Here is a 25,667-nt window from a genome sequence, read left to right as displayed (position 1 = left end):
TACCCACATTGTGGTACCAGTAAGCGCTTTGAAAACCCCACTGTTGTCGTTATATTAGCTTGTATATAACGACACACACAGGAGTTACAAATGGCACGTACATGGTTACGCCTTTTTGCAGGGGCAACACTGACACTTTCTGTTGCAGGTCATGCTCTGGCGGATGATGCAAAAATTACGGTCTTTGCGGCGGCGTCTCTGACCAACGCAATGCAGGATATCGCTAAAGAATACAAAAAAGAGAAAAATGTCGAGGTGGTTTCGTCATTTGCCTCTTCCTCTACACTGGCTCGGCAGATTGAAGCCGGTGCGCCTGCCGATCTCTTCATTTCTGCTGATCAGAAGTGGATGGACTATGCCGTCGATAAGAAATCCATCGACACTGCCACGCGCGAAACGCTGCTTGGCAACAGCCTGGTGGTAGTCGCCCCGAAAGCAAGCGCGCAGAGCAAAATCACCATTGATGCGAAAACGAACTGGACCAGCCTGCTGAACGGCGGACGTCTGGCGGTTGGCGACCCGGATCACGTTCCGGCGGGTATCTATGCAAAAGAAGCGCTGCAAAAACTGGGCGCATGGGATACGCTGTCGCCGAAGCTGGCCCCGGCGGAAGATGTGCGTGGTGCGCTGGCGCTGGTAGAACGTAACGAAGCGCCGCTGGGCATCGTTTACGGCTCTGATGCGGTTGCCAGTAAAGGGGTAAAAGTGGTCGGTACCTTCCCTGAAAGTTCACATCAAAAAGTGGAATATCCGATGGCTATTGTTGATGGACATAAAAACGCCACCGTCAGCGCCTTTTATGATTACCTGAAAGGGCCGCAGGCTTCTGCAATCTTTAAACAATACGGATTTACGACGCACTGATGATATTGACGGATCCCGAATGGCAGGCGGTACTGCTGAGCCTGAAAGTTTCATCCCTGGCAGTGATTTTCAGCTTGCCCTTTGGGATCTTCATGGCCTGGTTGTTGGTCAGGCGTAATTTTCCCGGCAAAGCGCTGCTCGACAGCGTGATCCATCTACCGCTCGTCTTGCCGCCGGTGGTGGTGGGCTATTTGTTGCTCATCGCCATGGGGCGACGCGGGTTTATCGGTTCCTGGCTCTATGACTGGTTTGGCATCACCTTCGCCTTTAGCTGGCGCGGCGCGGTGCTGGCAGCGGCGGTGATGTCGTTTCCGTTGATGGTGCGGGCGATCCGTCTCGCGCTGGAAGGCGTCGACATCAAACTTGAGCAGGCGGCGCGCACCCTTGGCGCCGATCGCTGGCGTGTCTTTTTCACTATCACCTTGCCACTGATGCTGCCGGGAATTATCGTCGGCACGGTGCTGGCGTTCGCCCGCTCCCTCGGCGAGTTCGGCGCGACCATCACCTTCGTCTCTAACATCCCCGGGGAGACGCGCACCATTCCTTCGGCAATGTATACGTTGATTCAGATGCCCGGTGGCGAAGGCGCCGCTGCGCGTCTGTGTATTATTTCTATCGTGCTGGCGCTGGTGTCGCTGCTGGTGTCCGAATGGCTGGCGCGTCTTAGCCGCGAACGGACAGGGAAGTGACCATGCTGGAACTCAACTTTACGCAGACGCTGGGCACACATCGCCTGGACATTCACGAAACGCTGCCTGCCTCCGGCATTACGGCGGTATTTGGCGTCTCCGGGGCGGGGAAAACGTCGCTCATCAATGCCATCAGCGGCTTAACGCAGCCGGAAGCCGGGCGCATTGTCCTCAACGGACGGGTTCTTAATGACGTCGAAAAAGGGATCTGCTTAACGCCGGAAAAACGCCGCGTGGGGTACATCTTTCAGGATGCACGCCTGTTTCCGCACTACAAAGTGCGCGGTAACCTGCGCTATGGCATGGCAAAAAACATGGCCGGGCAGTTCGACAAGCTGGTGGCGCTGCTGGGGATTGCGCCGTTGCTGGATCGTCTGCCGGGCAGCCTGTCCGGTGGTGAAAAACAACGTGTGGCGATTGGCCGTGCGCTGCTGACCGCGCCGGAGTTACTCTTGCTGGACGAGCCGCTGGCGTCGCTGGATATCCCACGCAAGCGCGAGCTGCTACCATATCTGCAACGCCTGGCGCGTGAAATCAACATTCCCATGCTCTACGTCAGCCATTCGCTGGATGAAATATTACATCTGGCAGATAAAGTGCTGGTGCTGGAAGACGGTCGCGTTAAAGCGTTTGGTAATCTTGAAGAGGTGTGGAGCAGCAGCGTCATGCACCCGTGGCTGCCGCAGGAGCAGCAGAGCAGCATCCTGAAAGTCACGGTGCTGGAACACCATCCGCATTATGCGATGACCGCGCTGGCGCTGGGCGACCAGCATTTATGGGTCAACAAACTCGACAAACCAGTACAGACCGCCGTGCGTGTGCGCGTTCAGGCCTCTGATGTGTCACTGGTGCTGCAGCCGCCAACGCAGACCAGTATCCGCAACATTTTACGCGCCAAAGTGGTGGAGTGTTACGACAACAACGGTCAGGTGGAAGTGCAGCTTGAAGTGGGCGGGCGCCCGCTGTGGGCGCGCATCAGCCCGTGGGCGAGAGATGACCTGGGGGTTAAGCTAGGCCAGTGGTTGTACGCGCAGATTAAGAGCGTCTCGATCACCTCGTAGTTACAGCAGGTGGTGATAGATATAGCTGGCAATGCTGTCGGTGGTGTTATCGCCAATCACCACATCCGCACGGGCTTTAACCGCGTCATCGGCGTTGCCCATTGCCACGCCGGTGCCTGCGGCTTCCAGCATGCTGATGTCGTTATAGTTGTCGCCAAAAGCCACCACGTCTTTCATTGATAACCCCTGTGCTTCCACCCAGCGTTGCAGTCGGTAGCCTTTGCTGTTGCCCTGCCGCGCGACATCAACCTGATCATGCCACGACCATTCGCACTCCAGCGCCAGCGACGTTTCAACGTGACTGACAAACTCGCGCAGCTTCGGCATGTCTTCATCGGTCAGCGCAAATTTCCATACCGCGTTGACGTCCTGTGCCGCCTGCGCCAGTGACGGCACCTGCGTGAACACCGGACGCTGTTCCGGCGGCAGCGTCTGCGCCCAGTTGCTGGTACGAACAACATGCCCGGTCGGGCGTTCATAAAGCATCGCATCGTCGACATACATCAGGCCGTGGATGCTATGCTCATTCAACAGATCAATGACCTTTAGCGCCTTATCAACGGGCATAGGATCGGCTTCCAGTACCTTTTTTGCATGATAATCATACAAATAAGTGCCATTACAGCAAATTGCAGGTGTATCGAGAGCCAGTGCCTGATAAAAAGGATGAATGGCAACGTGATGCCGACCCGTGACGATGAGAAGCTGAAAACCCGCTTCCCTGGCGCGTTTCAGCGCTTCTACTGAAGAGGGAAGCAGTGTTTTCTGTGGCGTCAGTAGAGTTCCGTCTAAATCAAGGGCGATCACGCGAGAGGTCATGTGTTATTCCAGGTTGATGTTGAACATGTCGTTGCGGGTGATGGTACACCGATACGGCAGTGAGACAAATTTATACAGCATTGACCGCTAAAACCGTCTATCCTGGTATTTTGCTTCCACGTGCAGTAAGGAAAGGAGTTTTCATGAAACAAACCGTTTATACCGCCAGCCCGGAAAGTCAGCAGATCCACGTCTGGAGCCTGAAACACGACGGCGCATTAACGCTCGTGCAGGTGGTTGACGTCCCGGGTCAGGTGCAGCCGATGGTCGTCAGTCCGGATAAGCGTTACCTGTACGTTGGTGTTCGTCCTGAGTTTCGCGTGCTGGCGTACCGCATCGCCCCTGATGACGGCGCGCTGACCTATACCGCGGAATCCCCGTTGCCGGGAAGTCCGACCCATATTTCCACCGATCATCAGGGTAAATTCCTGTTCAGCGGCTCCTACAACGCGGGTTGCGTCAGCGTGACGCGTCTGGACGCGGGCCTGCCGGTTGACGTGGTGGATACCGTTGAGGGGCTTGAAGGCTGCCACTCGGCCAATATCTCGCCGGACAACCGCACGCTGTGGGTACCGGCGCTGAAACAGGACCGCATCTGCCTGTTCACCCTGAGCGACGATGGTCAACTGGTGGCGCAGGAACCTGCCGAAGTGACGACGGTCGAAGGCGCAGGTCCGCGCCACATGGCGTTCCACCCGAATCAGCAGTACGCCTATTGTGTTAATGAGCTCAACAGCACGGTGGATGTCTGGGAGCTGAAAGATCCGTACGGCAAGATCGAATGCGTGCAGACGCTCGATATGATGCCGGGTGATTTCAAAGGGGTGCGCTGGGCGGCGGATATCCATCTGACTCCCAACGGCCGTCATCTCTACGCCTGTGACCGCACCGCCAGCCTGATCACCGTGTTCAGCGTCTCCGAAGACGGCAGCGTGCTGAGTCTGGAAGGTTTCCAGCCGACCGAGACCCAGCCGCGCGGCTTCAACGTCGATCACAGCGGGAAATATGTGATTGCCGCCGGGCAGAAATCACACCATATCGCGGTGTATGAAATCAAAGGCGAACAAGGGCTACTGGAAGAGAAAGGTCGCTATGCGGTAGGCCAGGGACCGATGTGGGTCGTGGTTAACGCACACTGATTCTCCGCCATAAAAAAACCTCGCGATTGCGAGGTTTTTTCTTTATCTGCAATTACTGCTTCGGTACAGCTACCACTTCGCTGCCCACGCCGCGGTTGTTGAATTCCCACATGCGGTTGAACTGCGTGTCGTTCAGGTTGCGCTGGACTTCGCCTTTGTCGTTTTTAGCGCCGGTGTTGCCGCTGAACGGACGTTTGGAAATCGCGGCATCAGCCCACGGTTTCGCCAGGTTGAAGCCTTCGTTGATCACGCTGTCGCGGATCACTACCTGCCCGTTGGTGTTACTGTCGACATCCAGCGAACGACCCAGCTGTGCGACGCCGTCACCCGCTGCGTTAAAGCGAGAGTTGGTGGCGAGGAAGCCGTAGTAGAGATTGGACTGCGTCGCCGGTGCGAAGACGTAACCTTCCTGCTGCGTGCGCGAGTTCACGACGCGGAAATCGGTGTTATCAAACACCACTGCGCCGCGCCCGGAAACAATGTCGACATCACCTTCGAGATAGCTGTTGGTTACCAGCGTACGGGTCAGACGGTCATTTTGCAGACGGTTCTGCACGCCGCTGTTGGTCACGAAGAAGGTATTCTGACGGCCAAGAATATTGACGTTGTTGATTTGTACCTTGTCGCCGTCGCTGCGCAATGCTACCGCCTGGTGGGTGCCTGCATCTACACTGTCACCAAGATTGTTTTCAATGGTCATATTCTGCAACTGCAGACCGTTATTCTGCGACCAGAATACCGCTGAACACATCACGCCAATCGTTGCCGCGCGTTTGCTCTGGCAGTTGTCAAACATGTACCACGCTGGTTTCCCCGGCATGTATTTACCGGCCGGGTTGACCAGACGACGCCAGCTGTTCGGATCGATCTCAGAGTCGATCGCCAGGCCGATTTTCACATCGGACGCTTTTTCGCCAGTACCATATAGCGTCAGGCTGCCTGGTGCAGCGGGAACATACACGGTGCCCTGATATTCACCCGGCATAATCGCGATGAACAGACGACGGCTGGAGTGCTTAGCAATCGCCGCGTCAACCGCTGCCTGAATGGTGCTGTGCGTCACGCCCTGAGCGCCCGCCGGACCAACCACGAAATCGGGCTGAGCCGGGAGGCTGATCGCGGCTGGCGCCCATGGCGCAGCGTTAGGATCCAGGGTAGAAAAATAATGAGCCTGTACGAAGTTTTTCGCTTCAGCAGCGGAAAGGATCGGACGCAGCGTGGTGCCTGGCGCTTCTTGCGTGGAAGGCTGTTGATCCGGCGGCGTTGAGCTACAGGCGGTCAGTGTCACGCCAAAAGCCAGTGCCAGCGTCAGACGAGAAACCGAAAATGTGTTCATGTTACTCCAGAGCTGTTAAGTAGAGGATGAGTCCTTCAAAACCTGCTTTTTATACTAAGTTGGGCGAAACGGGAAGTACGATTGGTAAAAAGTTCGTCAGTTTGCGGAAAACACGTGATGACAGGCGGGTGAGTAGTCACAAAAAATCAACATTTACATAAGCCTTTGTTGACAATAGGGGCAGAATGAAAATAAATGTCTATACAACCCATGACAAGTGAAGATTATGACTGAACTGACAGCTGCAGACCGCATCTGGCGCAATGCGCGTCTCGCCACCCTCGATCCGTCGCAACCGCAGGCTTACGGGCTGCTGGAACAGCATGCGCTGGTGGTTCGCAACGGGCGCATTCACGCGATTATTCCGGATGCGGAGATTCCGGCGAATGCCCGTAATGTGACTGATGTACAGGGCCGCCTGATCACGCCCGGCCTTATCGACTGTCACACTCATCTGATTTTTGGCGGCAGCCGTGCGCAGGAGTGGGAGCAGCGGCTGAACGGCGTTTCGTATCAGCAGATCAGTGCCCAGGGCGGCGGCATTAATTCCACGGTACGCGCCACGCGCGAGAGCAGCGCCGAAACGCTGACTGCACTTGCGCAGCAGCGGCTGGTACGGCTGATGCGCGAAGGGGTCACCACACTGGAAATCAAATCCGGCTACGGGCTGGATCTGCAAAACGAAGAGAAAATGCTGTGGGTCGCCGGCGCGCTGGCGCAGGCGAATCCGGTTGAGGTCAGCCGCACGCTGCTCGCGGCCCATGCCACGCCGCCGGAATATAAAGACAATCAGGACGGTTATATATCACTGGTTTGCGAAACCATCCTGCCTGCGCTGTGGGAAAAAGGGCTGTTCGAAGCGGTTGATGTATTCTGTGAAAACGTCGGTTTCAGCCCGGCGCAAACCGAGCGGGTTTTTCGCGCCGCCTGTGATTTCGGCATTCCGGTGAAAGGGCATGTCGAACAGCTCTCATCGCTTGGCGGGGCGCAACTGGTCAGCCGCTATAAAGGGCTTTCCGCGGATCATATTGAATACCTGAGCGAAGAGGGCGTCGCCGCCATGCGCAACGGTGGCACGGTCGCCGTGTTGCTGCCGGGCGCGTTCTATTTTCTCAATGAAACCCGTAAACCGCCGGTGGAGCTGCTGCGTCAACAAAAGGTGCCGATGGCGGTCGCCACCGACTTTAACCCTGGCACCAGCCCGTTCACCAGCCTGCATTTGTCGATGAACATGGCCTGCGTTAAATTCGGCCTGACGCCGGAAGAGGCGTGGGCGGGCGTCACGCGACACGCCGCGCAGGCGCTGGGGCGAGAGAAAAGCCATGGTCAACTGGCGGTCGGTTTTGTGGCGGATTTCGTGGTCTGGGATGCGGAACATCCGGTCGAAATGGTCTATGAACCGATGCGCAACCCGCTCTGGCAGCGTATTTTCCGTGGTGAGGTGACAGCATGAATTTATGGCATCCGGTTGATCGTGCTCTCTGGCAAGGGCGCGACGACAGCGCCGAAGCACCGAACGCGCTGCGCCTGTTTCAGACCATCGACAACCGCGGCGAATTTGCGCCGCAGCGCCATGGCGGCAAAATCGCCCTGTTAGGTTTTGAGTGTGACGAAGGCGTCAAACGTAACCAGGGGCGACCCGGCGCCGCGCAGGGGCCGGACACGCTGCGTAAAGCTCTGGCGAATATGGCCAGCCACAGCGGGCATGATCGGCTGGTGGAAATGGGTAATATTCGCGCGCAACCTGAGGCGCTGGAAGCGGCCCAGCAGGCGCTGCATGACGCGGTACTTGCCTGCCAGCAGGCGCAGATGCGTACGCTGGTGCTGGGCGGCGGCCATGAAACCGCCTTCGGGCACGGCTCGGCCATTCTTGACGCTTTTCCTGATGCGCGAGTAGGGATCATCAACCTCGACGCGCACCTCGACTTACGCCATGCCCCGCGCGCCAGTTCCGGCACGCCGTTTCGCCAGCTGGCGCTGCACTGTGACGCGCAGCAGCGCGGTTTTCACTATTGTTGCATTGGCGCCAGCATGGCCGCCAACACGGCCGCGCTGTGGGATGAGGCCGCACGTCGTCACGTTACGGTGATCGACGATCTCGATGTGCTCAATGCGCTGGAGGCGCGGGTGTTGCCGGAGATCGCCCGCTGCATTAACAGCTATGACCGGATCTACCTGACAATCGATCTGGACGTGTTGCCCGCCGCCGAGATGCCTGCCGTATCGGCGCCTGCCGCGTTAGGCGTACCGTTGGCGCTGTTGCTGCGCATCGTTGAGCCGTTATGCCGCAGCGGCAAGCTGCAGGCGGTCGATCTGGTCGAGTTTAACCCGACGTTCGATCGTGAAGGGCAGGGCGCGAAAATAGCTGCCCGTCTCGCCTGGCAGATAACCCACTGGTGGCAATGGTAACCCACGGGATATACTGCCATGACATCGCCGACATTGACTGACATAAGGAACGCCAGCGCCATGTATTCGCCTCGTCCCCGACCGGCCCCTGCCAGCGCGCCGGTGCCTTTTTATGAAAAAGTGAAGCAGGCTATCAGCGAAAAGATCTATGCCGGTACCTGGCGACCCCACGACCGTATTCCGTCCGAAGCCGAGCTGGTAGCGCAGTTTGGCTTTAGCCGGATGACCATCAATCGCGCGGTGCGTGAGTTAACCGACGAAGGGCTGCTGGTGCGTCTGCAGGGCGTCGGCACGTTCGTGGCTGAGCCGAAAGGGCAGTCGGCGCTGTTTGAAATTCGCAGTATTGCCGATGAGATCGCCGCCCGGCACCATCAGCATCGCTGTGAAGTGTTGTTGCTGGAAGAGACCCGTGCCGATTTCACCCAGGCTGCGGCGCTGGACGTCGAAGAGGGCACGCGGATTTTTCACTCGCGGATAGTGCATTTTGAAAACGATGTCCCGGTGCAGATTGAGGATCGCAGCGTCAACGCCGCGGTAGTGCCGGACTATCTGCGCCAGGATTACACCACCACCACGCCGCACGCTTATCTTTCGCTGATTGCGCCGCTGACGGAAGGGGAGCATATTGTCGAAGCCGTGGCTGCCACTCCGGAAGAGTGCCGTCTGCTGCATATCAAAGAGCACGACCCGTGTCTGTTGATCCGCCGTCGCACCTGGTCAACCTCGCACATCGTTTCCCACGCCAGCCTGCTGTTCCCCGGCAGTCGCTATCGTCTGCAGGGCCATTTCAGCTCCTGATCCCCGGCGTCAGCAAAAAACGTGATTGCTGACGCAATATAACAAAATTGTATCATTTTTGTTAAATCTCACCTTGTGTGTATATGTATAGACAAGTATATGTGTTTATACATTCACCGTTTCCCCTCAGGAGAGAACAACGATGTCGCAAACCAAATATCGCCAGCAAGAGATCCGCGCCCCGCGCGGCACAGCGCTGACTGCCAGGAGCTGGCTGACCGAAGCGCCGCTGCGCATGTTAATGAATAATCTGGACCCGGACGTGGCGGAAAACCCGAATGAGCTGGTGGTCTACGGCGGGATCGGTCGTGCGGCACGCAACTGGGAATGTTATGACGCGATCGTAAAAGCGTTAACGCAACTGGAAAGTGATGAAACTCTGCTGGTACAGTCCGGCAAGCCGGTCGGGGTGTTCAAAACCCACGACAACGCGCCGCGCGTGCTGATCGCCAACTCTAACCTGGTGCCACACTGGGCGACCTGGGAACACTTTAACGAACTCGACGCCAAAGGGCTGGCGATGTATGGCCAGATGACCGCCGGCAGCTGGATTTACATTGGCAGCCAGGGGATTGTGCAGGGCACCTACGAAACCTTCGTCGAAGCAGGCCGTCAGCACTACAACGGCAACCTACAGGGGCGTTGGGTGTTAACCGCTGGTCTCGGCGGTATGGGCGGCGCGCAGCCGCTGGCGGCGACGCTGGCTGGCGCCTGCTCGCTGAACATTGAGTGCCAGCAGAGCCGTATCGATTTCCGTCTGCGTACCCGCTACGTCGACGAACAGGCCGCCTCACTGGATGACGCGCTGGCGCGTATCAAAAAATACACCGCAGAAGGCAAAGCGGTCTCCATCGCCCTGTGCGGCAACGCGGCAGAAATTCTGCCGGAACTGGTAAAACGCGGCGTGCGCCCGGACATGGTGACCGACCAGACCAGCGCTCACGACCCGTTGCACGGTTATCTGCCGAAGGGCTGGACATGGGAGGAATATCAGCAAAAAGCGGAATCTGACCCGCAAGGCACGGTGCAGGCCGCCAAACGCGCGATGGCGGAACACGTCAGCGCGATGCTGGCTTTCAACGAAATGGGTATTCCGACGTTTGATTACGGCAATAACATCCGTCAGATGGCGAAAGAGATGGGCGTTGATAACGCGTTTGATTTCCCGGGCTTCGTACCAGCCTACATCCGTCCGCTATTCTGCCGTGGTATCGGTCCGTTCCGCTGGGTCGCGCTCTCCGGCGATCCGCAGGATATCTACAAAACCGATGCTAAAGTGAAAGAGATCATCAACGATGACAAGCATCTGCATCACTGGCTGGATATGGCGCGCGAGCGCATCAGCTTCCAGGGGCTGCCGGCGCGTATCTGTTGGGTAGGGCTGGAGTGGCGTCAGAAGCTCGGTCTGGCATTTAACGAAATGGTACGTAGCGGTGAAGTTTCCGCGCCGATCGTTATCGGTCGTGACCATCTGGACTCTGGCTCTGTCGCCAGTCCGAACCGTGAAACCGAAGCGATGCGCGACGGCTCCGATGCAGTCTCCGACTGGCCGCTGCTGAACGCGTTGCTCAACACCGCCAGCGGTGCGACCTGGGTGTCGCTGCACCATGGCGGCGGCGTGGGGATGGGCTTCTCCCAGCACTCCGGGATGGTCATCGTCTGCGACGGCACCGACGAAGCCGCTGCGCGCATCGCCCGCGTGCTGCACAACGATCCGGCGACCGGCGTCATGCGCCATGCCGACGCCGGGTACGATATCGCGATTGACTGCGCTGCAGAGCAGGGGCTCAATCTTCCTATGGTCAGTGCAACGCAGGGGAACCGCTAATCATGAAAACGTTAACGCTTATTCCCGGCCAGCTGACGCTGTCACAATTGCGCGATGTTTACAGCCAACCGTTACAGCTGACACTGGATGACGGCGCGTTTGCCGCCATCAACGAGAGTGTGGCCTGTGTCAACGCCATCATGGCGGAAGGGCGCACGGCCTATGGCATTAATACGGGCTTTGGCCTGCTGGCGTCGACCCGTATCGCGAATGAAGACTTAGAAAACCTGCAACGCTCGCTGGTGCTGTCCCACGCGGCGGGCGTTGGTGAACCGCTGGACGACGCGATGGTGCGTCTGATTATGGTGCTGAAGATTAACAGCCTCGCACGCGGTTTCTCTGGCATTCGCCTGCAGGTGATCCAGACGCTGGTGGCGATGGTTAACGCGGGGGTTTATCCGTGGATCCCGGCGAAGGGATCGGTCGGCGCGTCCGGCGACCTGGCACCGCTGGCGCATATGTCGCTGACGCTGTTGGGCGAAGGCAAAGCGCGCTGGCAGGGCGAGTGGTTGCCCGCTGCTGAAGCGCTGAAGAACGCCGGGCTGGCACCGCTGACACTGGCGGCGAAAGAGGGGCTGGCACTGCTCAACGGCACGCAGACTTCCACGGCATTCGCTCTGCGCGGACTGTTCGAAGCGGAGGATCTTTTCGCCTCGGCGGTGGTGTGCGGCGCGTTAACCACGGAAGCGGCGCTGGGCTCGCGTCGTCCGTTCGACGCCCGTATTCATGATGTGCGTGGTCAGCGCGGGCAAATTGATGCTGCGGCGCTGTATCGCCATGTGCTGACCGACACCAGCGCGGTGTCGCAGTCCCATGAAAACTGCAGCAAAGTACAGGATCCATACTCGCTGCGCTGTCAGCCGCAGGTGATGGGCGCGTGCCTGACCCAGTTGCGTTATGCATCCGAAGTGCTGCTGACTGAAGCCAACGCCGTTTCCGATAACCCGCTGGTGTTTGCAGCGGAAAACGATGTTATCTCCGGCGGCAACTTCCATGCCGAGCCGGTGGCGATGGCGGCAGACAACATCGCGCTGGCGATTGCCGAAATCGGTTCACTGTCGGAGCGCCGCATCGCGCTGCTGATGGACAGCCATATGTCACAATTGCCGCCGTTCCTCGTGAAAAACGGTGGCGTAAACTCCGGCTTTATGATTGCGCAGGTGACTGCCGCCGCACTGGCGAGCGAAAACAAAGCGCTGGCGCATCCGCACAGTGTCGACAGCCTGCCCACCTCAGCGAACCAGGAAGACCACGTGTCGATGGCGCCTGCCGCCGGTCGCCGCCTGTGGGAAATGGCCGCCAACACCCGGGGCGTTATCGCAGTGGAATGGTTGTCTGCCTGTCAGGGGATGGATATGCGCGAAGGGCTGACCACCAGCCCGCTGCTGGAGCAGGCGCGTCATCTGCTGCGAGAGCGCGTGTCGCACTATGAAAAAGACCGCTATTTTGCGCCGGACATCGATAACGCCACAACGTTACTGGCAGAACGTCATCTGACGAAACTGCTGCCTCCTGTCTTACCCAGTCAGATCTAATCTCTGTTGTTTCTGTACCTGCGTCAGGGGGAGTTCCGCCCCCTGACCGCCCTACGCGCATTTTTGCTGTCACATAATAACGAGCAGGACAATCGCAAATGCAACAACAACACAAGCCTCATCTGCTGCGCGGGCTGAATGCCCGTCATATTCGCTTCATCGCACTCGGTTCTGCCATCGGCACCGGGTTATTCTACGGTTCTGCGGCGGCTATCCAGACTGCCGGGCCCGCTGTGCTGCTGGCGTACCTGATCGGCGGCGCAGCGGTGTTTGTCGTCATGCGCGCCCTTGGCGAAATGGCGGTACGCAACCCCATCTCCGGCTCGTTCGGCAGTTATGCCCGTCAATATCTTGGGCCGCTGGCCGGGTTTATCACCGGCTGGACCTACACGTTTGAAATGGTCATCGTCTGTCTCGCCGATGTCACCGCCTTCGGTATTTACATGGGGTTGTGGTACCCGGACGTGCCGCGCTGGATCTGGGTGATGAGCATCATTTGCTTTATTGGCGCCTTGAATCTCTGCCACGTAAGGATCTTCGGTGAAATGGAGTTCTGGTTGTCACTGATAAAAGTGGCGGCGATCATCGCCATGATTGCCGCTGGTGCCGGGATCATGTTCTTCGGATTCGGTCACGCCTTCCCGGCAACCGGGCTGTCGAATCTCTGGTCGCACGGCGGCTTTGCGCCAAACGGCTGGGGAGGGGTGATTGCATCGCTGGGCATTGTGATGTTTGCCTTCGGCGGGATTGAAATTATCGGTATTACCGCCGCAGAAGCGCAGGACCCACAAAAAGTGATCCCGCAGGCCATCAATACCATTCCCCTGCGTATTGTGCTGTTTTACATCTGCACGCTGATGATCCTGATGGCGATTTTCCCGTGGAACAGCATTGGTCAGGCGGGCAGTCCGTTCGTCCTGATCTTCAGCGGGCTGGGGATCCCGGCGGCGGCGAATATTCTCAACGTTATTGTAATCAGCGCCGCTATCTCGGCGATCAACAGCAACATCTTTGGCGCGGGCCGCATGATGTACGGGATGGCGAAAGAGGGTCTGGCACCGAAAAGCTTCCTGCGCATCGCCAGTAATGGCGTGCCGTGGATGACGGTGGTAGTGATGGGTGGCGCACTGTTAGTAGCTGTCGTGCTTAACTGGCTGATCCCGGAACAGATCTTCGTGCTGATTGCCTCACTGGCGACCTTCGCCACCATCTGGGTATGGCTGATGATTCTGCTGTCGCACTTCGCCATGCGCCGCAGCCTGACACCGCAGGAGCGTGACGAGATCGCCTTCCCGCTGCCGTTCTGGCCACTGGCGCCAGTGTTAACGCTACTGTTAATGGGACTGGTGATCGTGGTGCTTGGCTGGGTAGAAGAGACGCGGATTGCGCTGATCGCCGGGCTGGTCTGGCTGGCGCTGCTGACGGTGCTGTGGTTTACCCGTGCTAAAAAGCGGGCGGAAGCGGCGGTAACAGAGTACTGAAAAAACGCCCGGTGCAAACCGGGCGTTTTTTTAGCTGAACAGGGCGGTAATCGAAGCGCTCGCCAGGCTATGAAAATGAACGTTAAAGCCCACCATCGCGCCGCTGGCATCGGTGTCTACGTCGATGTTATCCACATCGAGCGCATGAACGGTAAAGATGTAGCGGTGCGTTTCTCCTTTTGGCGGTGCCGCGCCGCCATAACCGGCTTTGCCAAAATCCGTACGTGTTTGCAGTGCGCCTTCCGGTAATTCAGAAATACTGGAACCGGCGCCCTGCGGTAGTACACGGGTATCGGCGGGTAGATTCACTACCACCCAGTGCCACCAGCCGGAGCCGGTTGGTGCATCGGGATCGTAACAGGTCACCACAAAGCTTTTGGTTCCTGCCGGGACGTCGTCCCACGCCAGATGCGGGGAAATATTGTCACCGTTGTAGCCCATGCCGTTAAAGACATGGCGGGCCGGTAACTTTTCACCGTCTTTGAGATCATGACTGATAAGTTTCATTGCTGCTCCTTATTAACCCACTAACGCCTCAGTGTAGATCACTGCGCAAACAGCGTGTTGTCGTTAAGGGCGCTCCTGACCGCATTCGTCAGGCGAGTCAGTTGTTCCGGGCGAATAATGTACGGCGGCATCAGGTAGATCAGGCGGCCAAACGGACGGATCCACACGCCCTGTTCGACAAAGAATTTTTGCAGGCGCGCCATATTGACTGGCTGATGAGTTTCCACGACGCCGATGGCGCCCAGCACGCGCACATCGGCGACCTTTTCATTGCCCCGCACTACCGCCAGTTCCTGTTTGAGCTGCGTTTCAATGGCGGCCACCTGCGTCTGCCAGGCACCATCGTCGAGGATCGCCAGGCTTTCGCTGGCGACGGCGCAGGCCAGCGGATTGCCCATGAACGTCGGACCGTGCATGAAACAACCGGCCTCGCCGTTACTGATGGTATTCGCCACGTCGCGGGTGGTCAGTGTGGCGGAAAGGGTCATCGTACCGCCGGTCAGGGCTTTGCCAAGGCAGAGAATATCCGGCGTGATTTCGGCGTGCTCGCAGGCGAACAGCTTGCCGGTACGGCCAAATCCGGTGGCAATCTCATCGGCAATCAGCAGGATCCCTTCACGATCGCACATTTGTCGGATGCGTTTCAGCCATTGCGGATGGTACATGCGCATCCCGCCTGCGCCCTGCACGATGGGTTCGATGATCACTGCCGCAATCTCATGGCGGTGCGCGGCCATCTGACGGGCAAAAGCCACCATATCGCGCTCATCCCACTCGCCGTCAAAACGGCTCTGCGGCGCGGGAGCGAACAGATTTTCCGGCAGATAGCCCTTCCACAGACTGTGCATTGAGTTATCCGGATCGCACACCGACATCGCGCCAAACGTATCGCCGTGATAGCCGTTGCGGAAGGTGAGGAAGCGCTGACGCGGCTCACCCTTCGCCTGCCAGTACTGCAGCGCCATTTTCATCGAGACTTCAACGGCCACCGAACCGGAATCAGCGAGAAACACGCACTCAAGCGCGTCCGGCGTCATCGCCACCAGACGGCGACACAGCGCCACGGCGGAAGGGTGAGTAATGCCGCCAAACATCACGTGCGACATCTGGTCAATCTGCGCTTTCATCGCCGCATTAAGGCGCGGATGGTTGTAGCCGTGAATCGCCGCCCACCATGAAGACATGCCATCCACCAGACGCTCGCCGTTAGCCAGTTCCAGCTCACAGCCGCGCGCAGACACCACCGGGTATACCGGCAGCGGTTGAGTCATCGAGGTGTAGGGGTGCCAGATGTGGCGCTGATCGAAAGCAAGATCGTCCATTGTCATAATCGACTTGTAAACCATTTTGAAAAGTTTTAGGTTTACGAGTTTACACCGAAGCAAAAATTAACAAAACCCTTTTGGAGACGCCAATGGCTCACCACGCACGCTGGACAATGTCGCAAGTTACTGAGTTATTTGAGAAGCCATTTCTTGAACTGCTGTTTGAAGCCCAACAGGTGCACCGTCAGCACTTCGATCCGCGCCAGGTTCAGGTCAGCACGCTGCTGTCGATTAAAACTGGCGCCTGTCCGGAAGACTGCAAATACTGCCCCCAGAGCGCCCGCTACAAAACTGGACTGGAAGCGGAGCGTCTGATGGAAGTGGAGCAGGTGCTGGAATCGGCGCGGAAAGCGAAAAATGCCGGCTCTACCCGTTTCTGCATGGGGGCGGCGTGGAAAAATCCGCATGAGCGCGATATGCCGTATCTGGAGCAGATGGTGCAGGGCGTGAAGGCGATGGGGCTGGAAGCCTGCATGACACTCGGTACACTCACCGACGACCAGGCGCAACGGCTGGCCTCTGCCGGGCTGGATTACTACAACCACAATCTTGACACCTCACCGGAATTTTACGGCAATATCATCACCACCCGCAGCTATCAGGAACGCCTCGATACCCTTGGCAAAGTGCGCGATGCCGGCATTAAAGTCTGTTCAGGCGGCATCGTCGGGCTGGGCGAAACCGAGAAAGACAGGGCGGGTCTGCTGCTGCAACTGGCAAACCTGCCGACGCCGCCGGAAAGTGTGCCGATCAACATGCTGGTGAAGGTGAAAGGCACCCCGCTGGCGGATAACGACGACGTCGATGCCTTTGATTTCATCCGCACCATCGCGGTGGCGCGCATCATGATGCCGACTTCGCACGTGCGTCTGTCCGCCGGTCGCGAGCAGATGAACGAGCAGACGCAAGCGATGTGCTTTATGGCGGGCGCTAACTCCATTTTCTACGGCTGCAAACTGCTAACCACGCCGAACCCGGAAGAGGATAAAGATCTGCTGCTGTTCCGTAAGCTGGGGCTGAATCCGCAACAGACGGAAGTCACCGCTGGCGATAACGAACAGCAACAACGGCTGGAGCAGGCATTGCGCTCGCCGGATACCGAACAGTATTACAACGCGGCAGCAGTATGAGCTGGCAGCAACGCATTGACGACGCGCTGAACGAACGGCGCGCGGCGGATGCTTTTCGCCGCCGTGTGGCGGTGGAGCATGGTGCGGGGCGCTGGCTGGAGCGCGATGGTCAGCGTTGGCTCAATTTCTCCAGCAACGACTATCTGGGGCTGAGCCAGCATCCGCAGGCGGTTGCCGCCTGGCAGAAGGGCGCGGTGCGCTACGGTGTCGGCAGCGGTGGCTCCGGGCATGTCAGCGGTTATACCGTCGCGCATCAACAACTGGAAGAGACACTGGCGGGGTGGCTCGGCTACCCGCGTGCATTGCTGTTTATTTCCGGATTCGCCGCCAACCAGGCGGTGATCGCCGCACTGGCCGGAAAAGACGATCGGCTGATGGCCGACCGTCTCAGCCATGCGTCGTTGCTGGAGGCCGCCAGCTTCAGCCCGGCGCTGCTCCGGCGCTTTACCCACAACGATGTTTCCCATCTGCAACGGTTGCTGACCAGCGCACCAGACGGGCAACAGCTGGCAATCACCGAAGGCATTTTCAGTATGGACGGCGACGCCGCGCCGCTGGCGGCGATTCACGCGGCAACCCGGGCGTCCGGCGCCTGGCTGATGGTCGACGACGCCCACGGCATCGGCGTGACCGGTGCACAGGGCCGCGGCAGCTGCGATGCGCAAAACGTCCGTCCTGAACTGCTGGTCGTGACTTTTGGCAAAGCCTTTGGGCAGAGCGGCGCGGCAGTGCTGTGTAGCGATGCGGTGGCGGATTACCTGTTGCAGTTTGCCCGTCATCTGATTTACAGCACTGCAATGCCCCCTGCGCAGGCGGTGGCCTTGCGCGCGGCGCTGGAAATTATTCGCAGCGACGATGGTGAGCGGCGGCGGGAGATCCTGGCCGGGCACATCCGCGCATTTCGCCGCGGTGCGCAGACGCTGGGGCTGACGTTGACCGACTCACAAAGCGCGATCCAACCGCTCATCGTCGGTGAAAACGATCGGGCGCTGGCGCTGGCGCAACGCCTGCGCGAGCAGGGTTGTTGGGTGACGGCGATCCGCCCGCCTACCGTGCCCGCCGGGACGGCGCGGCTGCGGCTGACGCTAACGGCGGCGCATCAGTCGCAGGATATCGAACAGTTGCTGGAGGTGCTGCATGCCGCTCGTTAATAAGCAGGCTGTTGCTGCCGCGTTTGGCCGCGCGGCAGCGCATTATCAGCAGCATGATGAGCTCCAGCGCCGCAGCGCAGATCGGCTGCTGGCGCAGTTGCCGGGGCGTGCGTTTTCCCGTGTACTGGACGCCGGTTGCGGGCCGGGTTCGGCCAGTCGTTACTGGAAAAACAGCGGCTGCGAGGTTACGGCGCTGGATCTGTCGCCGCAGATGCTCTCGCAGGCGCGCCTGAACCGGGTAGCGCATCACTATGTCGCGGCGGATATCGAAGCCTTGCCGCTGGCCGATGCACAGTTTGATCTGGTGTGGAGCAATCTCGCTGTGCAGTGGTGCGATGATCTGCACGCGGCGCTGGGCGAGCTGTATCGCGTGGTACGCCCTGGCGGTGTGCTGGCGTTTACCACCCTGGCGGCAGGCTCGTTGCCGGAGCTGAACCAGGCCTGGCAGGCGGTGGATGATCGACCTCATGCCAACCGTTTTCTTCCCGAGGAGACGCTCTGTGCAGCGCTGTCCCGCTGGCAGGGGCGCTCCCGGGTGGAATCCATCACCTTGTCCTTCCCCGACGCGCTGAGCGCGATGCGCTCGCTGAAGGGCATTGGCGCCACGCATCTTCATGAAGGGCGTGCGGCGCAATTATTTACCCGCGGCAGGCTCAGAGCGCTTCAACTGGCGTGGCCGCAGCAGGCGGGTGTCTGTCCGCTGACCTATCATCTTTTTTGGGGAGTGATTGAACGTGTCTGAACGTTATTTTGTGACCGGTACGGATACCGAAGTCGGGAAAACTGTCGCCAGCAGCGCGCTGCTGCAGGCGGCGAATCGTCTGGGCCTGCGCACCGCAGGTTATAAACCAGTGGCTTCCGGGAGTGAGATTACCCCGGCGGGGCTACGTAACAGCGACGCGCTGGCGTTACAACGCAACAGTGCTGTCTCCCTGCGCTATGAACAGGTGAATCCTTACACTTTCGAAGAACCGACATCACCGCACATCGTCAGCGCGGATGAGCAACGACCCATCGACGCGGAAACCCTTTCAGCGGGTCTGCGTGAACTGGAAACGCTGGCTGACTGGGTACTGGTAGAAGGCGCTGGTGGCTGGTACACGCCGCTGTCGCCAGCGCTGAGTTTTGCTGACTGGGTGAAGGCGGAACGCCTGCCAGTTATCCTGGTGGTGGGTGTCAAACTAGGGTGTATCAATCATGCGTTACTGACTGCGCAGGCGGTGCAGCAGGCGGGATTGCCTCTGGCTGGCTGGGTGGCGAACGACGTGACGCCGCCGGGGCGACGTCATCAGGAATACATGGCGACGTTGACGCAAATGCTGCCTGCGCCATTGCTGGGCGAAATTCCCTGGCTGGATGGCGAGGTCGCTTCTTACGATTTAGGAAATTATCTCGATCTCGGTCAACTGGATCGGGGAAAAGATCGGAATTGTGATAAGGATCGCGTCTGATATTGCCCCTCTCGTTAGCGAAAAAACATCAAAAAATAGCGATAAATATTTTTTCCTGTCGACGTTTCGTTGTTGATGTCATTTCGCCGTTAAGCCCCGGATATGGCCTGGGCGCAGTTATCCACTATTCCTGTGGATAACCTTGTGTATTAGAGTTAGAAAACCTGCGGCAAACGAGAGACCACGCGGCTTACGCCTTAATTGCTGCGAAAGACGGCTTTTAAAGATTTATCTTTTAAATTAGCAGGTTAGATAAAATCAATGGCTGTAAGAAAAGTGTCATGCCTTGCCATAAAAGTTTCATTACCTGACTTGACAAATGTTAAAAGGGAAAAAATTCTGGGGATAACCTGGGTTGACTGGTGTTTTATATCGTTGCGGTGAAAATTAAGCGGTAACTCTCGCCCTTTAAGGGGTGAGTATCAGAGATACGATAATATGTTACTGTTTTTATATCCAGTATTTTTAGTTGGCAAAATGAGGCGTGGCGAGTAAAATTACTCTCCTGCCGTCCATTCCTTCACAGGTCGTCATTCATGAGTAAACCGTTCAAGCTGCATTCCGCTTTTCGACCGTCAGGTGACCAGCCTGCGGCCATCAACAAACTGAAAGAGGGGCTGGAAGATGGTCTGGCTCACCAGACGCTGCTTGGTGTAACGGGCTCAGGTAAGACGTTTACCATTGCCAACGTAATTGCCGACCTCCAGCGCCCGACGATGGTGCTGGCGCCCAACAAAACGCTGGCGGCGCAGTTGTATGGCGAAATGAAGGAATTTTTCCCCGAAAACGCGGTGGAGTATTTCGTCTCATACTACGATTACTACCAGCCGGAAGCCTACGTCCCCAGCTCAGACACCTTTATCGAAAAAGACGCCTCGGTGAACGAACACATCGAACAGATGCGACTATCGGCGACTAAAGCGCTGCTGGAGCGGCGTGACGTCATCGTGGTGGCCTCGGTGTCGGCGATTTACGGCCTTGGTGACCCTGATCTTTACCTGAAAATGATGTTGCATCTGACAGTCGGCATGATCGTCGATCAGCGCTCCATTCTGCGTCGTCTTGCCGAACTGCAATACACGCGTAATGATCAGGCCTTCCAGCGCGGTACCTTCCGGGTGCGCGGCGAGGTGATTGACGTGTTCCCGGCGGAATCTGACGACATTGCGCTGCGTATCGAATTGTTTGATGAAGAGGTCGAGCGACTGTCGCTGTTCGACCCGTTAACCGGTCATATTGAATCGACCATTCAGCGCTTCACCATCTACCCGAAAACGCACTACGTCACGCCCCGCGAGCGTATCGTGCAGGCGATGGAAGACATTAAAGACGAGCTGGTCGATCGCCGAAAAGTGCTGCTGGCGAACAATAAACTGCTTGAAGAGCAGCGTCAGAGCCAGCGTACGCAGTTTGATCTGGAGATGATGAACGAGCTTGGCTACTGCTCCGGCATCGAAAACTACTCGCGCTTTCTCTCCGGGCGCGGGCCGGGCGAGCCGCCGCCAACGCTGTTTGATTACCTGCCTGCCGACGGGCTGCTGGTGATTGACGAATCCCACGTCACCATTCCGCAGATTGGCGGGATGTATCGCGGCGACCGTGCCCGTAAAGAGACGCTGGTGGAATACGGTTTCCGTTTGCCGTCGGCGCTGGACAATCGCCCGTTGAAGTTTGAAGAATTTGAAGCGCTGGCGCCGCAGTCGATTTATGTTTCCGCAACGCCGGGCAATTATGAGCTGGAAAAATCCGGCGGCGATGTGGTGGATCAAGTCGTGCGTCCGACAGGGCTGCTTGACCCGGTCATCGAAGTCCGGCCAGTGGCGACGCAGGTGGATGATCTGCTCTCTGAAATTCGTATTCGCGCCGCCATCAATGAGCGTGTGCTGGTCACGACACTGACCAAACGTATGGCGGAAGACTTAACCGAATACCTGGAAGAGCACGGCGAGCGCGTGCGTTATCTCCACTCGGACATCGACACCGTTGAGCGTATGGAAATTATCCGCGATTTGCGTCTCGGCGAGTTCGACGTGCTGGTGGGGATCAACCTGTTGCGAGAAGGGCTGGATATGCCTGAAGTGTCGTTGGTTGCCATTCTTGATGCCGACAAAGAGGGCTTCCTGCGTTCCGAGCGCTCGCTAATTCAGACTATCGGTCGTGCGGCGCGTAACATTAACGGTAAAGCCATCCTGTATGGTGATAAGATCACGCCGTCGATGGCGAAAGCGATTGGCGAGACGGAACGCCGCCGCGAGAAACAGCAGCGCTACAACGACGAAAACGGCATTGTGCCGCAAGGGCTCACCAAGAAAGTGGTGGATATTCTGGCGCTCGGCGCGGGCATTGCGAAAACCAAGACCAAAGGGCGCGGTAAACTGCGTATCGTTGAGGAAGACAGCGTCGCGTTAACGCCGAAAGCGTTGCAGCAGAAGATCCACGAGCTGGAAGGGCAGATGATGCAGCATGCGCAAAACCTCGAATTCGAAGAGGCGGCGGCCATCCGCGATCAGCTCCATCAACTGCGTGACCTGTTTATTGCGGCTTCGTGATTTTGCAGGTTTAGCGACTGGCCCTTAATGTTGGCTTAATAATTTACGGCGACACTGTCCTCAGTTTAATGAGGATAGTGTCCATGCCAAAATTACAAATTCGTGAATATCTCGCTGTGTTGGCTGCTTTGCTGCTGGTGACTGGTTTTGCTTACCACTGGGCCATTACTTACTGATTAACGCTGCAGCGCATGGAATCTGACCCATGCGCGCGCCCCGGCAGCGGGTTTGCGATTGTTGAGGAAGAAATTTGCATCGTGAAGTTGTGCGATGCGCGAGACGATACTCAACCCGAGCCCGATGCCGCCGTATCGGCTGTCCATCCGCACGAAGGCTTTACTGAGCTCACCGCTTTTCGCTTCATCGATCCCCGGCCCTTCATCTTCCACTGCCAGCACCGGACCGGCGTCGTATTCGACGCTGAGCGTGATGGTTGAGCCTTCCGGGCTGTAACGGTGGGCGTTTTCCACCAGGTTGCGCAGCAGTACGCGCAGCAGTGTGGCATCCCCCTGAACCGCCGCTTCCCGCGTCGCGGGTTTAATCACCAGTATTTGCTGGCGCTGGGCGAGAATACGTTCTAGCTCAGGGCGCTCCGCCTGTATCACATCGTTATCCAGATCCACCTGCTGATAACTGCCGGCAGAAAAGGACTGACCGACGCGCGCCAGTTGTAACAACTGGGCGATGCTTTCCGTCATCTGATCAAGTCGTTGCAACAGCGGTGCGACCTGAATAGCGTGGGATTTTGCCATCAGTTCCAGATGCAGACGCAATCCGGCGAGTGGCGTACGCAGCTCATGAGCGACGTCGGCGGTAAATAGCCGTTCGCGCTCCAGTGTCTGCGTCAGGCGCGAAACCAGATCGTTAATGGCTGACGTAACGGATTCCACTTCGCTGACATTATTGGCGATGCAAATCGGTTGCAGATTATCCGGCGTGCGGGTTTCCAGCTCTTTTTGCAGATCGGCGAGTGGACGGGTGATGCGTTTTACCGCCTGCACGCAGATAAACAGCGCCAGTCCGATGATCAACAGACTGGGGATCAGCAGGCTGGCCACCGCCTCGCGCACTTCGTGCTGGATGTGTTTGCGATTGTTGTGGCCTTCAATGGCGCTTTGTACCAGTAACTGGATCTGCTCTTCACTTTCATGCCAGAGCCAGAACACGCTGATGAGCTGGCACACCACCAGGATAATACCAATCGTCAGCAATAGCTTGCTGCGCATCGTCCATTTTTGTGTCGGGAAAAGCGCCATTATTCCGCCTCGGGGCCGGTAACCAGCATGTAACCGAAGCCTCTCACGGTGCGGATGCGGGATTTGCCCACTTTGTCACGCAGGTTGTGAATATGCACTTCCAGCGTGTTGGTGGCGGGTTCGTTGTCCCAGCTGTAGATGTCGTTGTAGAGAATTTCGCGATGCACCGGGCTACCGGCCTTTAGCATCAGGCGGGACAGCAAGGCGTACTCTTTTGGCGTCAGCTCCAGCGCCACGTCACTCAGCCAGACCTGTCTACGGGTGACATTCAGCCGCAGGTTATCCACCTTCACTTCACTTTCACCCTGATTGTGATGACGGCGGAGCAGGGCGCGGATGCGGGCGTTTAGCTCTTCAAGCGCAAATGGCTTCACCAGATAATCATCAGCGCCGGTATCAAGACCGGTGATGCGATCGCTGATGGTGTCACGCGCGGTGAGGATCAGCACCGGCTGGGTGAATTTCTCACGTCTCAGCCGCGCCAGAAAATGCAGGCCGTCTTCGTCCGGCAAGCCTAAATCTAACACCACCAGGCTGTAATGACCGTTAGCAATCGACAGCGCGGCGTCGTGTGCGGTAGCCACGCCATCGCAGGCGTAACCTTCACTCTGTATCGCCAGGATCAGCCCCTGTAACAGCAACTCGTCGTCTTCAATGACTAATATTTTCATCGGCTTTTTCCTCTGCATGGCGCAAGAATATCGTCCGCGGCCTGATATTCCCGGGTATCGACTCCAAGTATACCTAACATCGTCGGGAAGAGGTTATCCTGCGAATAGGGGTTGGCGGCAGCACGCGTTTTCAGGCACTGGTAATTAATGCCATAGCGCTGCTGATAATCATCCGACAGCCAGAGCAGCATTGGCACATGCTTTTGCGTCTCCGGAGCAATGGAATACGGCAGACCATGCAGGTAGACACCATTCTCACCCAGTGATTCGCCGTGGTCAGAGAGATAAACCAGGCTGGTGGTGAATCTGTCCTGTTTGGATTTCAGCAAGGTAATGGCTTTGTCGATAATATAATCCGCATACAAAATGGTATTGTCGTACGTATTCACCAGTTGCTGCCGCGAACAGGTCTGAATTTCATTGGTATCGCAGGTTGGCGTAAATTGACGGAACTGCGCCGGATAACGGTTGTAATAGGTTGGGCCGTGGCTGCCTATGGTATGCAAAACAATAATGCCGTCGTGCTGCAGGTTATTAATGTAATTGTCGAGATCGTGGAACAGCACCTCGTCATTACACTCTCCCTCAATACACTGACCCGGCAGGTTTAATTTCGTTATATCCTGATGTGGCACGCGATCACAGGCGCCTTTGCAGCCACCGTCGTTTTCATTCCACAGCACCTGAATGCCTGCGCGTTGCAGCACGTCGAGCAGCCCTTCCTGATGGTGCGCCAGCTCTTCGTCATATTTCGCCCGCGGCATATTCGAGAACATGCACGGCACCGAAACCGCGGTGGCGGTTCCACAGGACGCGGTTTGCGGGAAATAAACCACGTTATCTTTTGCCAGACGCGGGTTGGTGTCGCGTGAATAACCGCCGAGGGAGAAGTTTTCCGCACGCGAGGTTTCGCCGACGATCAAAATTGTGAGGTTTTTACGCGGTCCGTTTTGCATTTCCGGGCGTTGTTTCGCATCCTCGCCAATTCTGACCAGCGGCAGGTTATCCAGCCTGTTATGCGCATACCAGGAATTGACCGCCGTAATACTGTTCGATGGATTTAACGCTTTCACCAGCTCTTTATTATTGCGAAACAGCGAAGCGTAATCTTTGTAAAACAGCAGCGCGACGATCACAATCAACAGCGCGGAAACGCCGAGATTAATCATGCGGCGCAGAATACTGCGCCAGGCCGGTGTGGAATTTTTAGTTTTGATCCACCAGGCGAGGAGAATCACCAGTACCCCGGAAAACAGCAGCGTCACCACCATTTTGGTCGACATCAATGCATAGCTTTCAGCCGGGGTGGTATCGAAAATATTGGTGATCATCGAGCGGTCAATGATCACTCCAAATGTCAGAATGAAATATTGCGCGGCGGCGCTGACCAGCACAAACAGCGTAATGAACAGACGCTCAAGAAATAAGAACGAGGCCAGTGTCAGAACAATATTGATCACGCTGAACGCCACGACCGGCATGGTCAAAAACACCAGCCAGTTGTGCAGATTGTCTACCGGCAGTTCCGTAAAGGCCTGCTTGTAAAAAGCAATGTTAAGAAACAACGCAATGTAGAGCGAAAACAAAATAATAAAGGCAAGCCGCCCGAGCACCGGGCGCCGTGAAAGTAAGCGCATGACGAGATCCTGCTGATAACGATACTCGTCA

21 protein-coding genes and 1 pseudogene are annotated in these 25,667 nt (G+C 57.4%); 15 read left to right on the top strand and 7 right to left on the bottom strand.

Annotated elements, in window-relative coordinates; genetic code table 11:
• The first annotated feature begins 90 nt into the window (after positions 1 to 90).
• The 3 genes from modA to modC are packed head-to-tail and all read left to right on the top strand — an operon-like array spanning position 91 to position 2,614.
• Positions 91 to 864 (top strand): molybdate ABC transporter substrate-binding protein, encoded by a 774-nt coding sequence (gene modA / locus QMG90_RS14620; protein WP_283280356.1) that lies wholly within the window; start codon positions 91 to 93, stop codon positions 862 to 864.
• A complete protein-coding gene (gene modB / locus QMG90_RS14615) occupies positions 864 to 1,553 on the top strand; it encodes a molybdate ABC transporter permease subunit (RefSeq protein WP_283280355.1) in 690 nt (229 codons plus the stop codon). The genes modA and modB overlap by 1 nt, the downstream gene beginning before the upstream one ends.
• A gap of 2 nt (positions 1,554 to 1,555) precedes the next feature.
• A complete protein-coding gene (modC, locus tag QMG90_RS14610; RefSeq protein ID WP_283280354.1) occupies positions 1,556 to 2,614 on the top strand; it encodes a molybdenum ABC transporter ATP-binding protein ModC in 1,059 nt (352 codons plus the stop codon).
• Here the strand turns inward: modC and QMG90_RS14605 are convergent, their stop codons facing one another.
• Positions 2,615 to 3,433 (bottom strand): pyridoxal phosphatase, encoded by an 819-nt coding sequence (locus QMG90_RS14605; RefSeq protein ID WP_283280353.1) that lies wholly within the window; start codon positions 3,431 to 3,433, stop codon positions 2,615 to 2,617. It abuts the gene before it with no gap.
• A 143-nt stretch (positions 3,434 to 3,576) separates the two neighbouring features.
• Between QMG90_RS14605 and pgl the strand changes: the two genes are divergently transcribed.
• Positions 3,577 to 4,572 carry a 6-phosphogluconolactonase gene (gene pgl / locus QMG90_RS14600; RefSeq protein WP_283280352.1) on the top strand — a complete coding sequence of 332 codons (996 nt, stop codon included), beginning with the start codon at positions 3,577 to 3,579 and terminating at the stop codon, positions 4,570 to 4,572.
• Positions 4,573 to 4,624: 52 nt separating this feature from the next.
• Here the strand turns inward: pgl and QMG90_RS14595 are convergent, their stop codons facing one another.
• A complete protein-coding gene (locus tag QMG90_RS14595) occupies positions 4,625 to 5,908 on the bottom strand; it encodes a putative acyl-CoA thioester hydrolase (RefSeq protein WP_283280351.1) in 1,284 nt (427 codons plus the stop codon).
• Between the two features lie 185 nt (positions 5,909 to 6,093).
• On the opposite strand from QMG90_RS14595, the pseudogene hutI reads away from it, so the two are divergent.
• The 6 genes and pseudogenes from hutI (at position 6,094) to QMG90_RS14565 (ending at position 13,959) form a co-directional block, all read left to right on the top strand.
• Positions 6,094 to 7,361 (top strand): annotated as a pseudogene (gene hutI, locus QMG90_RS14590) (imidazolonepropionase).
• Positions 7,358 to 8,317 (top strand): formimidoylglutamase, encoded by a 960-nt coding sequence (gene hutG / locus QMG90_RS14585; protein WP_283280350.1) that lies wholly within the window; start codon positions 7,358 to 7,360, stop codon positions 8,315 to 8,317. Before hutI ends, hutG begins: the two are co-directional and overlap by 4 nt.
• 60 nt (positions 8,318 to 8,377) lie before the next feature.
• Positions 8,378 to 9,115: a histidine utilization repressor gene (locus QMG90_RS14580; protein WP_283280349.1), complete on the top strand. Its 738-nt coding sequence runs from the start codon at positions 8,378 to 8,380 to the stop codon at positions 9,113 to 9,115.
• A gap of 142 nt (positions 9,116 to 9,257) precedes the next feature.
• Positions 9,258 to 10,943, top strand: coding sequence for a urocanate hydratase (gene hutU / locus QMG90_RS14575; protein WP_283280348.1), 1,686 nt, complete (start codon positions 9,258 to 9,260; stop codon positions 10,941 to 10,943).
• A gap of 2 nt (positions 10,944 to 10,945) precedes the next feature.
• Positions 10,946 to 12,478 (top strand): histidine ammonia-lyase, encoded by a 1,533-nt coding sequence (hutH, locus tag QMG90_RS14570; RefSeq protein ID WP_283280347.1) that lies wholly within the window; start codon positions 10,946 to 10,948, stop codon positions 12,476 to 12,478.
• Between the two features lie 98 nt (positions 12,479 to 12,576).
• The gene (locus QMG90_RS14565) at positions 12,577 to 13,959 is read left to right on the top strand and encodes an amino acid permease (RefSeq protein WP_283280346.1); all 1,383 of its coding nucleotides are present in this window, start codon (positions 12,577 to 12,579) and stop codon (positions 13,957 to 13,959) included.
• Positions 13,960 to 13,989: 30 nt separating this feature from the next.
• Here QMG90_RS14565 and QMG90_RS14560 read toward each other — a convergent pair whose 3' ends face one another.
• Positions 13,990 to 14,466, bottom strand: coding sequence for a kinase inhibitor (locus QMG90_RS14560; protein ID WP_283280345.1), 477 nt, complete (start codon positions 14,464 to 14,466; stop codon positions 13,990 to 13,992).
• A gap of 38 nt (positions 14,467 to 14,504) precedes the next feature.
• Positions 14,505 to 15,794: an adenosylmethionine--8-amino-7-oxononanoate transaminase gene (gene bioA, locus QMG90_RS14555; protein WP_419097037.1), complete on the bottom strand. Its 1,290-nt coding sequence runs from the start codon at positions 15,792 to 15,794 to the stop codon at positions 14,505 to 14,507.
• Between the two features lie 86 nt (positions 15,795 to 15,880).
• On the opposite strand from bioA, the gene bioB reads away from it, so the two are divergent.
• From bioB to uvrB, 5 genes are all read left to right on the top strand, one after another.
• Complete coding sequence (gene bioB, locus QMG90_RS14550) at positions 15,881 to 16,921, top strand: biotin synthase BioB (RefSeq protein ID WP_283280343.1); 1,041 nt, start codon at positions 15,881 to 15,883, stop codon at positions 16,919 to 16,921.
• On the top strand, positions 16,918 to 18,072 hold the full coding sequence (gene bioF / locus QMG90_RS14545; protein WP_283280342.1) for an 8-amino-7-oxononanoate synthase: 1,155 nt from the start codon (positions 16,918 to 16,920) through the stop codon (positions 18,070 to 18,072). Before bioB ends, bioF begins: the two co-directional genes overlap by 4 nt.
• Entirely contained in the window at positions 18,059 to 18,814 is a 756-nt protein-coding gene (bioC, locus tag QMG90_RS14540; protein WP_283280341.1) for a malonyl-ACP O-methyltransferase BioC, read from the top strand. Before bioF ends, bioC begins: the two co-directional genes overlap by 14 nt.
• Positions 18,807 to 19,523, top strand: a complete 717-nt coding sequence (gene bioD / locus QMG90_RS14535) for a dethiobiotin synthase (RefSeq protein ID WP_283280340.1) — start codon at positions 18,807 to 18,809, stop codon at positions 19,521 to 19,523. Before bioC ends, bioD begins: the two co-directional genes overlap by 8 nt.
• A 536-nt stretch (positions 19,524 to 20,059) precedes the next feature.
• Positions 20,060 to 22,072: an excinuclease ABC subunit UvrB gene (gene uvrB / locus QMG90_RS14530; protein WP_283280339.1), complete on the top strand. Its 2,013-nt coding sequence runs from the start codon at positions 20,060 to 20,062 to the stop codon at positions 22,070 to 22,072.
• 176 nt (positions 22,073 to 22,248) lie between these two features.
• On the opposite strand, the gene pmrB is transcribed toward uvrB, so the two are convergent.
• Genes pmrB through eptA form a run of 3 tightly spaced genes read right to left on the bottom strand, consistent with a single transcriptional unit; the run spans position 22,249 to position 25,636 of the window.
• Entirely contained in the window at positions 22,249 to 23,328 is a 1,080-nt protein-coding gene (gene pmrB, locus QMG90_RS14525; protein WP_283280338.1) for a two-component system sensor histidine kinase PmrB, read from the bottom strand.
• Complete coding sequence (gene pmrA, locus QMG90_RS14520; RefSeq protein WP_283280337.1) at positions 23,328 to 23,999, bottom strand: two-component system response regulator PmrA; 672 nt, start codon at positions 23,997 to 23,999, stop codon at positions 23,328 to 23,330. Before pmrA ends, pmrB begins: the two co-directional genes overlap by 1 nt.
• On the bottom strand, positions 23,996 to 25,636 hold the full coding sequence (gene eptA / locus QMG90_RS14515) for a phosphoethanolamine transferase EptA (RefSeq protein WP_283280336.1): 1,641 nt from the start codon (positions 25,634 to 25,636) through the stop codon (positions 23,996 to 23,998). Before eptA ends, pmrA begins: the two co-directional genes overlap by 4 nt.
• Positions 25,637 to 25,667: the final 31 nt, after the last annotated feature.

The sequence above is a fragment of the Trabulsiella odontotermitis genome (genome assembly GCF_030053895.1).
Taxonomy (GTDB): domain Bacteria; phylum Pseudomonadota; class Gammaproteobacteria; order Enterobacterales; family Enterobacteriaceae; genus Trabulsiella; species Trabulsiella odontotermitis_C.
Note: the sequence above shows the minus strand (reverse complement) of the source record. Positions and strands in the feature narration are given on the sequence as shown.

What these genes read in the sequence shown, in the direction of transcription:
- pmrA (WP_283280337.1), bottom strand. Translation starts at nt 23,999, where the DNA reads ATGAAAATATTAGTCATTGAAGACGACGAGTTGCTGTTACAGGGGCTG.
- hutG (WP_283280350.1), top strand. Translation starts at nt 7,358, where the DNA reads ATGAATTTATGGCATCCGGTTGATCGTGCTCTCTGGCAAGGGCGCGAC.
- bioF (WP_283280342.1), top strand. Translation starts at nt 16,918, where the DNA reads ATGAGCTGGCAGCAACGCATTGACGACGCGCTGAACGAACGGCGCGCG.
- modA (WP_283280356.1), top strand. Translation starts at nt 91, where the DNA reads ATGGCACGTACATGGTTACGCCTTTTTGCAGGGGCAACACTGACACTT.
- hutU (WP_283280348.1), top strand. Translation starts at nt 9,258, where the DNA reads ATGTCGCAAACCAAATATCGCCAGCAAGAGATCCGCGCCCCGCGCGGC.
- uvrB (WP_283280339.1), top strand. Translation starts at nt 20,060, where the DNA reads ATGAGTAAACCGTTCAAGCTGCATTCCGCTTTTCGACCGTCAGGTGAC.
- pgl (WP_283280352.1), top strand. Translation starts at nt 3,577, where the DNA reads ATGAAACAAACCGTTTATACCGCCAGCCCGGAAAGTCAGCAGATCCAC.
- bioC (WP_283280341.1), top strand. Translation starts at nt 18,059, where the DNA reads ATGCCGCTCGTTAATAAGCAGGCTGTTGCTGCCGCGTTTGGCCGCGCG.
- QMG90_RS14565 (WP_283280346.1), top strand. Translation starts at nt 12,577, where the DNA reads ATGCAACAACAACACAAGCCTCATCTGCTGCGCGGGCTGAATGCCCGT.
- bioA (WP_419097037.1), bottom strand. Translation starts at nt 15,794, where the DNA reads ATGACAATGGACGATCTTGCTTTCGATCAGCGCCACATCTGGCACCCC.
- bioB (WP_283280343.1), top strand. Translation starts at nt 15,881, where the DNA reads ATGGCTCACCACGCACGCTGGACAATGTCGCAAGTTACTGAGTTATTT.
- QMG90_RS14595 (WP_283280351.1), bottom strand. Translation starts at nt 5,908, where the DNA reads ATGAACACATTTTCGGTTTCTCGTCTGACGCTGGCACTGGCTTTTGGC.
- QMG90_RS14580 (WP_283280349.1), top strand. Translation starts at nt 8,378, where the DNA reads ATGTATTCGCCTCGTCCCCGACCGGCCCCTGCCAGCGCGCCGGTGCCT.
- hutH (WP_283280347.1), top strand. Translation starts at nt 10,946, where the DNA reads ATGAAAACGTTAACGCTTATTCCCGGCCAGCTGACGCTGTCACAATTG.
- modC (WP_283280354.1), top strand. Translation starts at nt 1,556, where the DNA reads ATGCTGGAACTCAACTTTACGCAGACGCTGGGCACACATCGCCTGGAC.
- pmrB (WP_283280338.1), bottom strand. Translation starts at nt 23,328, where the DNA reads ATGGCGCTTTTCCCGACACAAAAATGGACGATGCGCAGCAAGCTATTG.
- eptA (WP_283280336.1), bottom strand. Translation starts at nt 25,636, where the DNA reads ATGCGCTTACTTTCACGGCGCCCGGTGCTCGGGCGGCTTGCCTTTATT.
- modB (WP_283280355.1), top strand. Translation starts at nt 864, where the DNA reads ATGATATTGACGGATCCCGAATGGCAGGCGGTACTGCTGAGCCTGAAA.
- QMG90_RS14560 (WP_283280345.1), bottom strand. Translation starts at nt 14,466, where the DNA reads ATGAAACTTATCAGTCATGATCTCAAAGACGGTGAAAAGTTACCGGCC.
- QMG90_RS14605 (WP_283280353.1), bottom strand. Translation starts at nt 3,433, where the DNA reads ATGACCTCTCGCGTGATCGCCCTTGATTTAGACGGAACTCTACTGACG.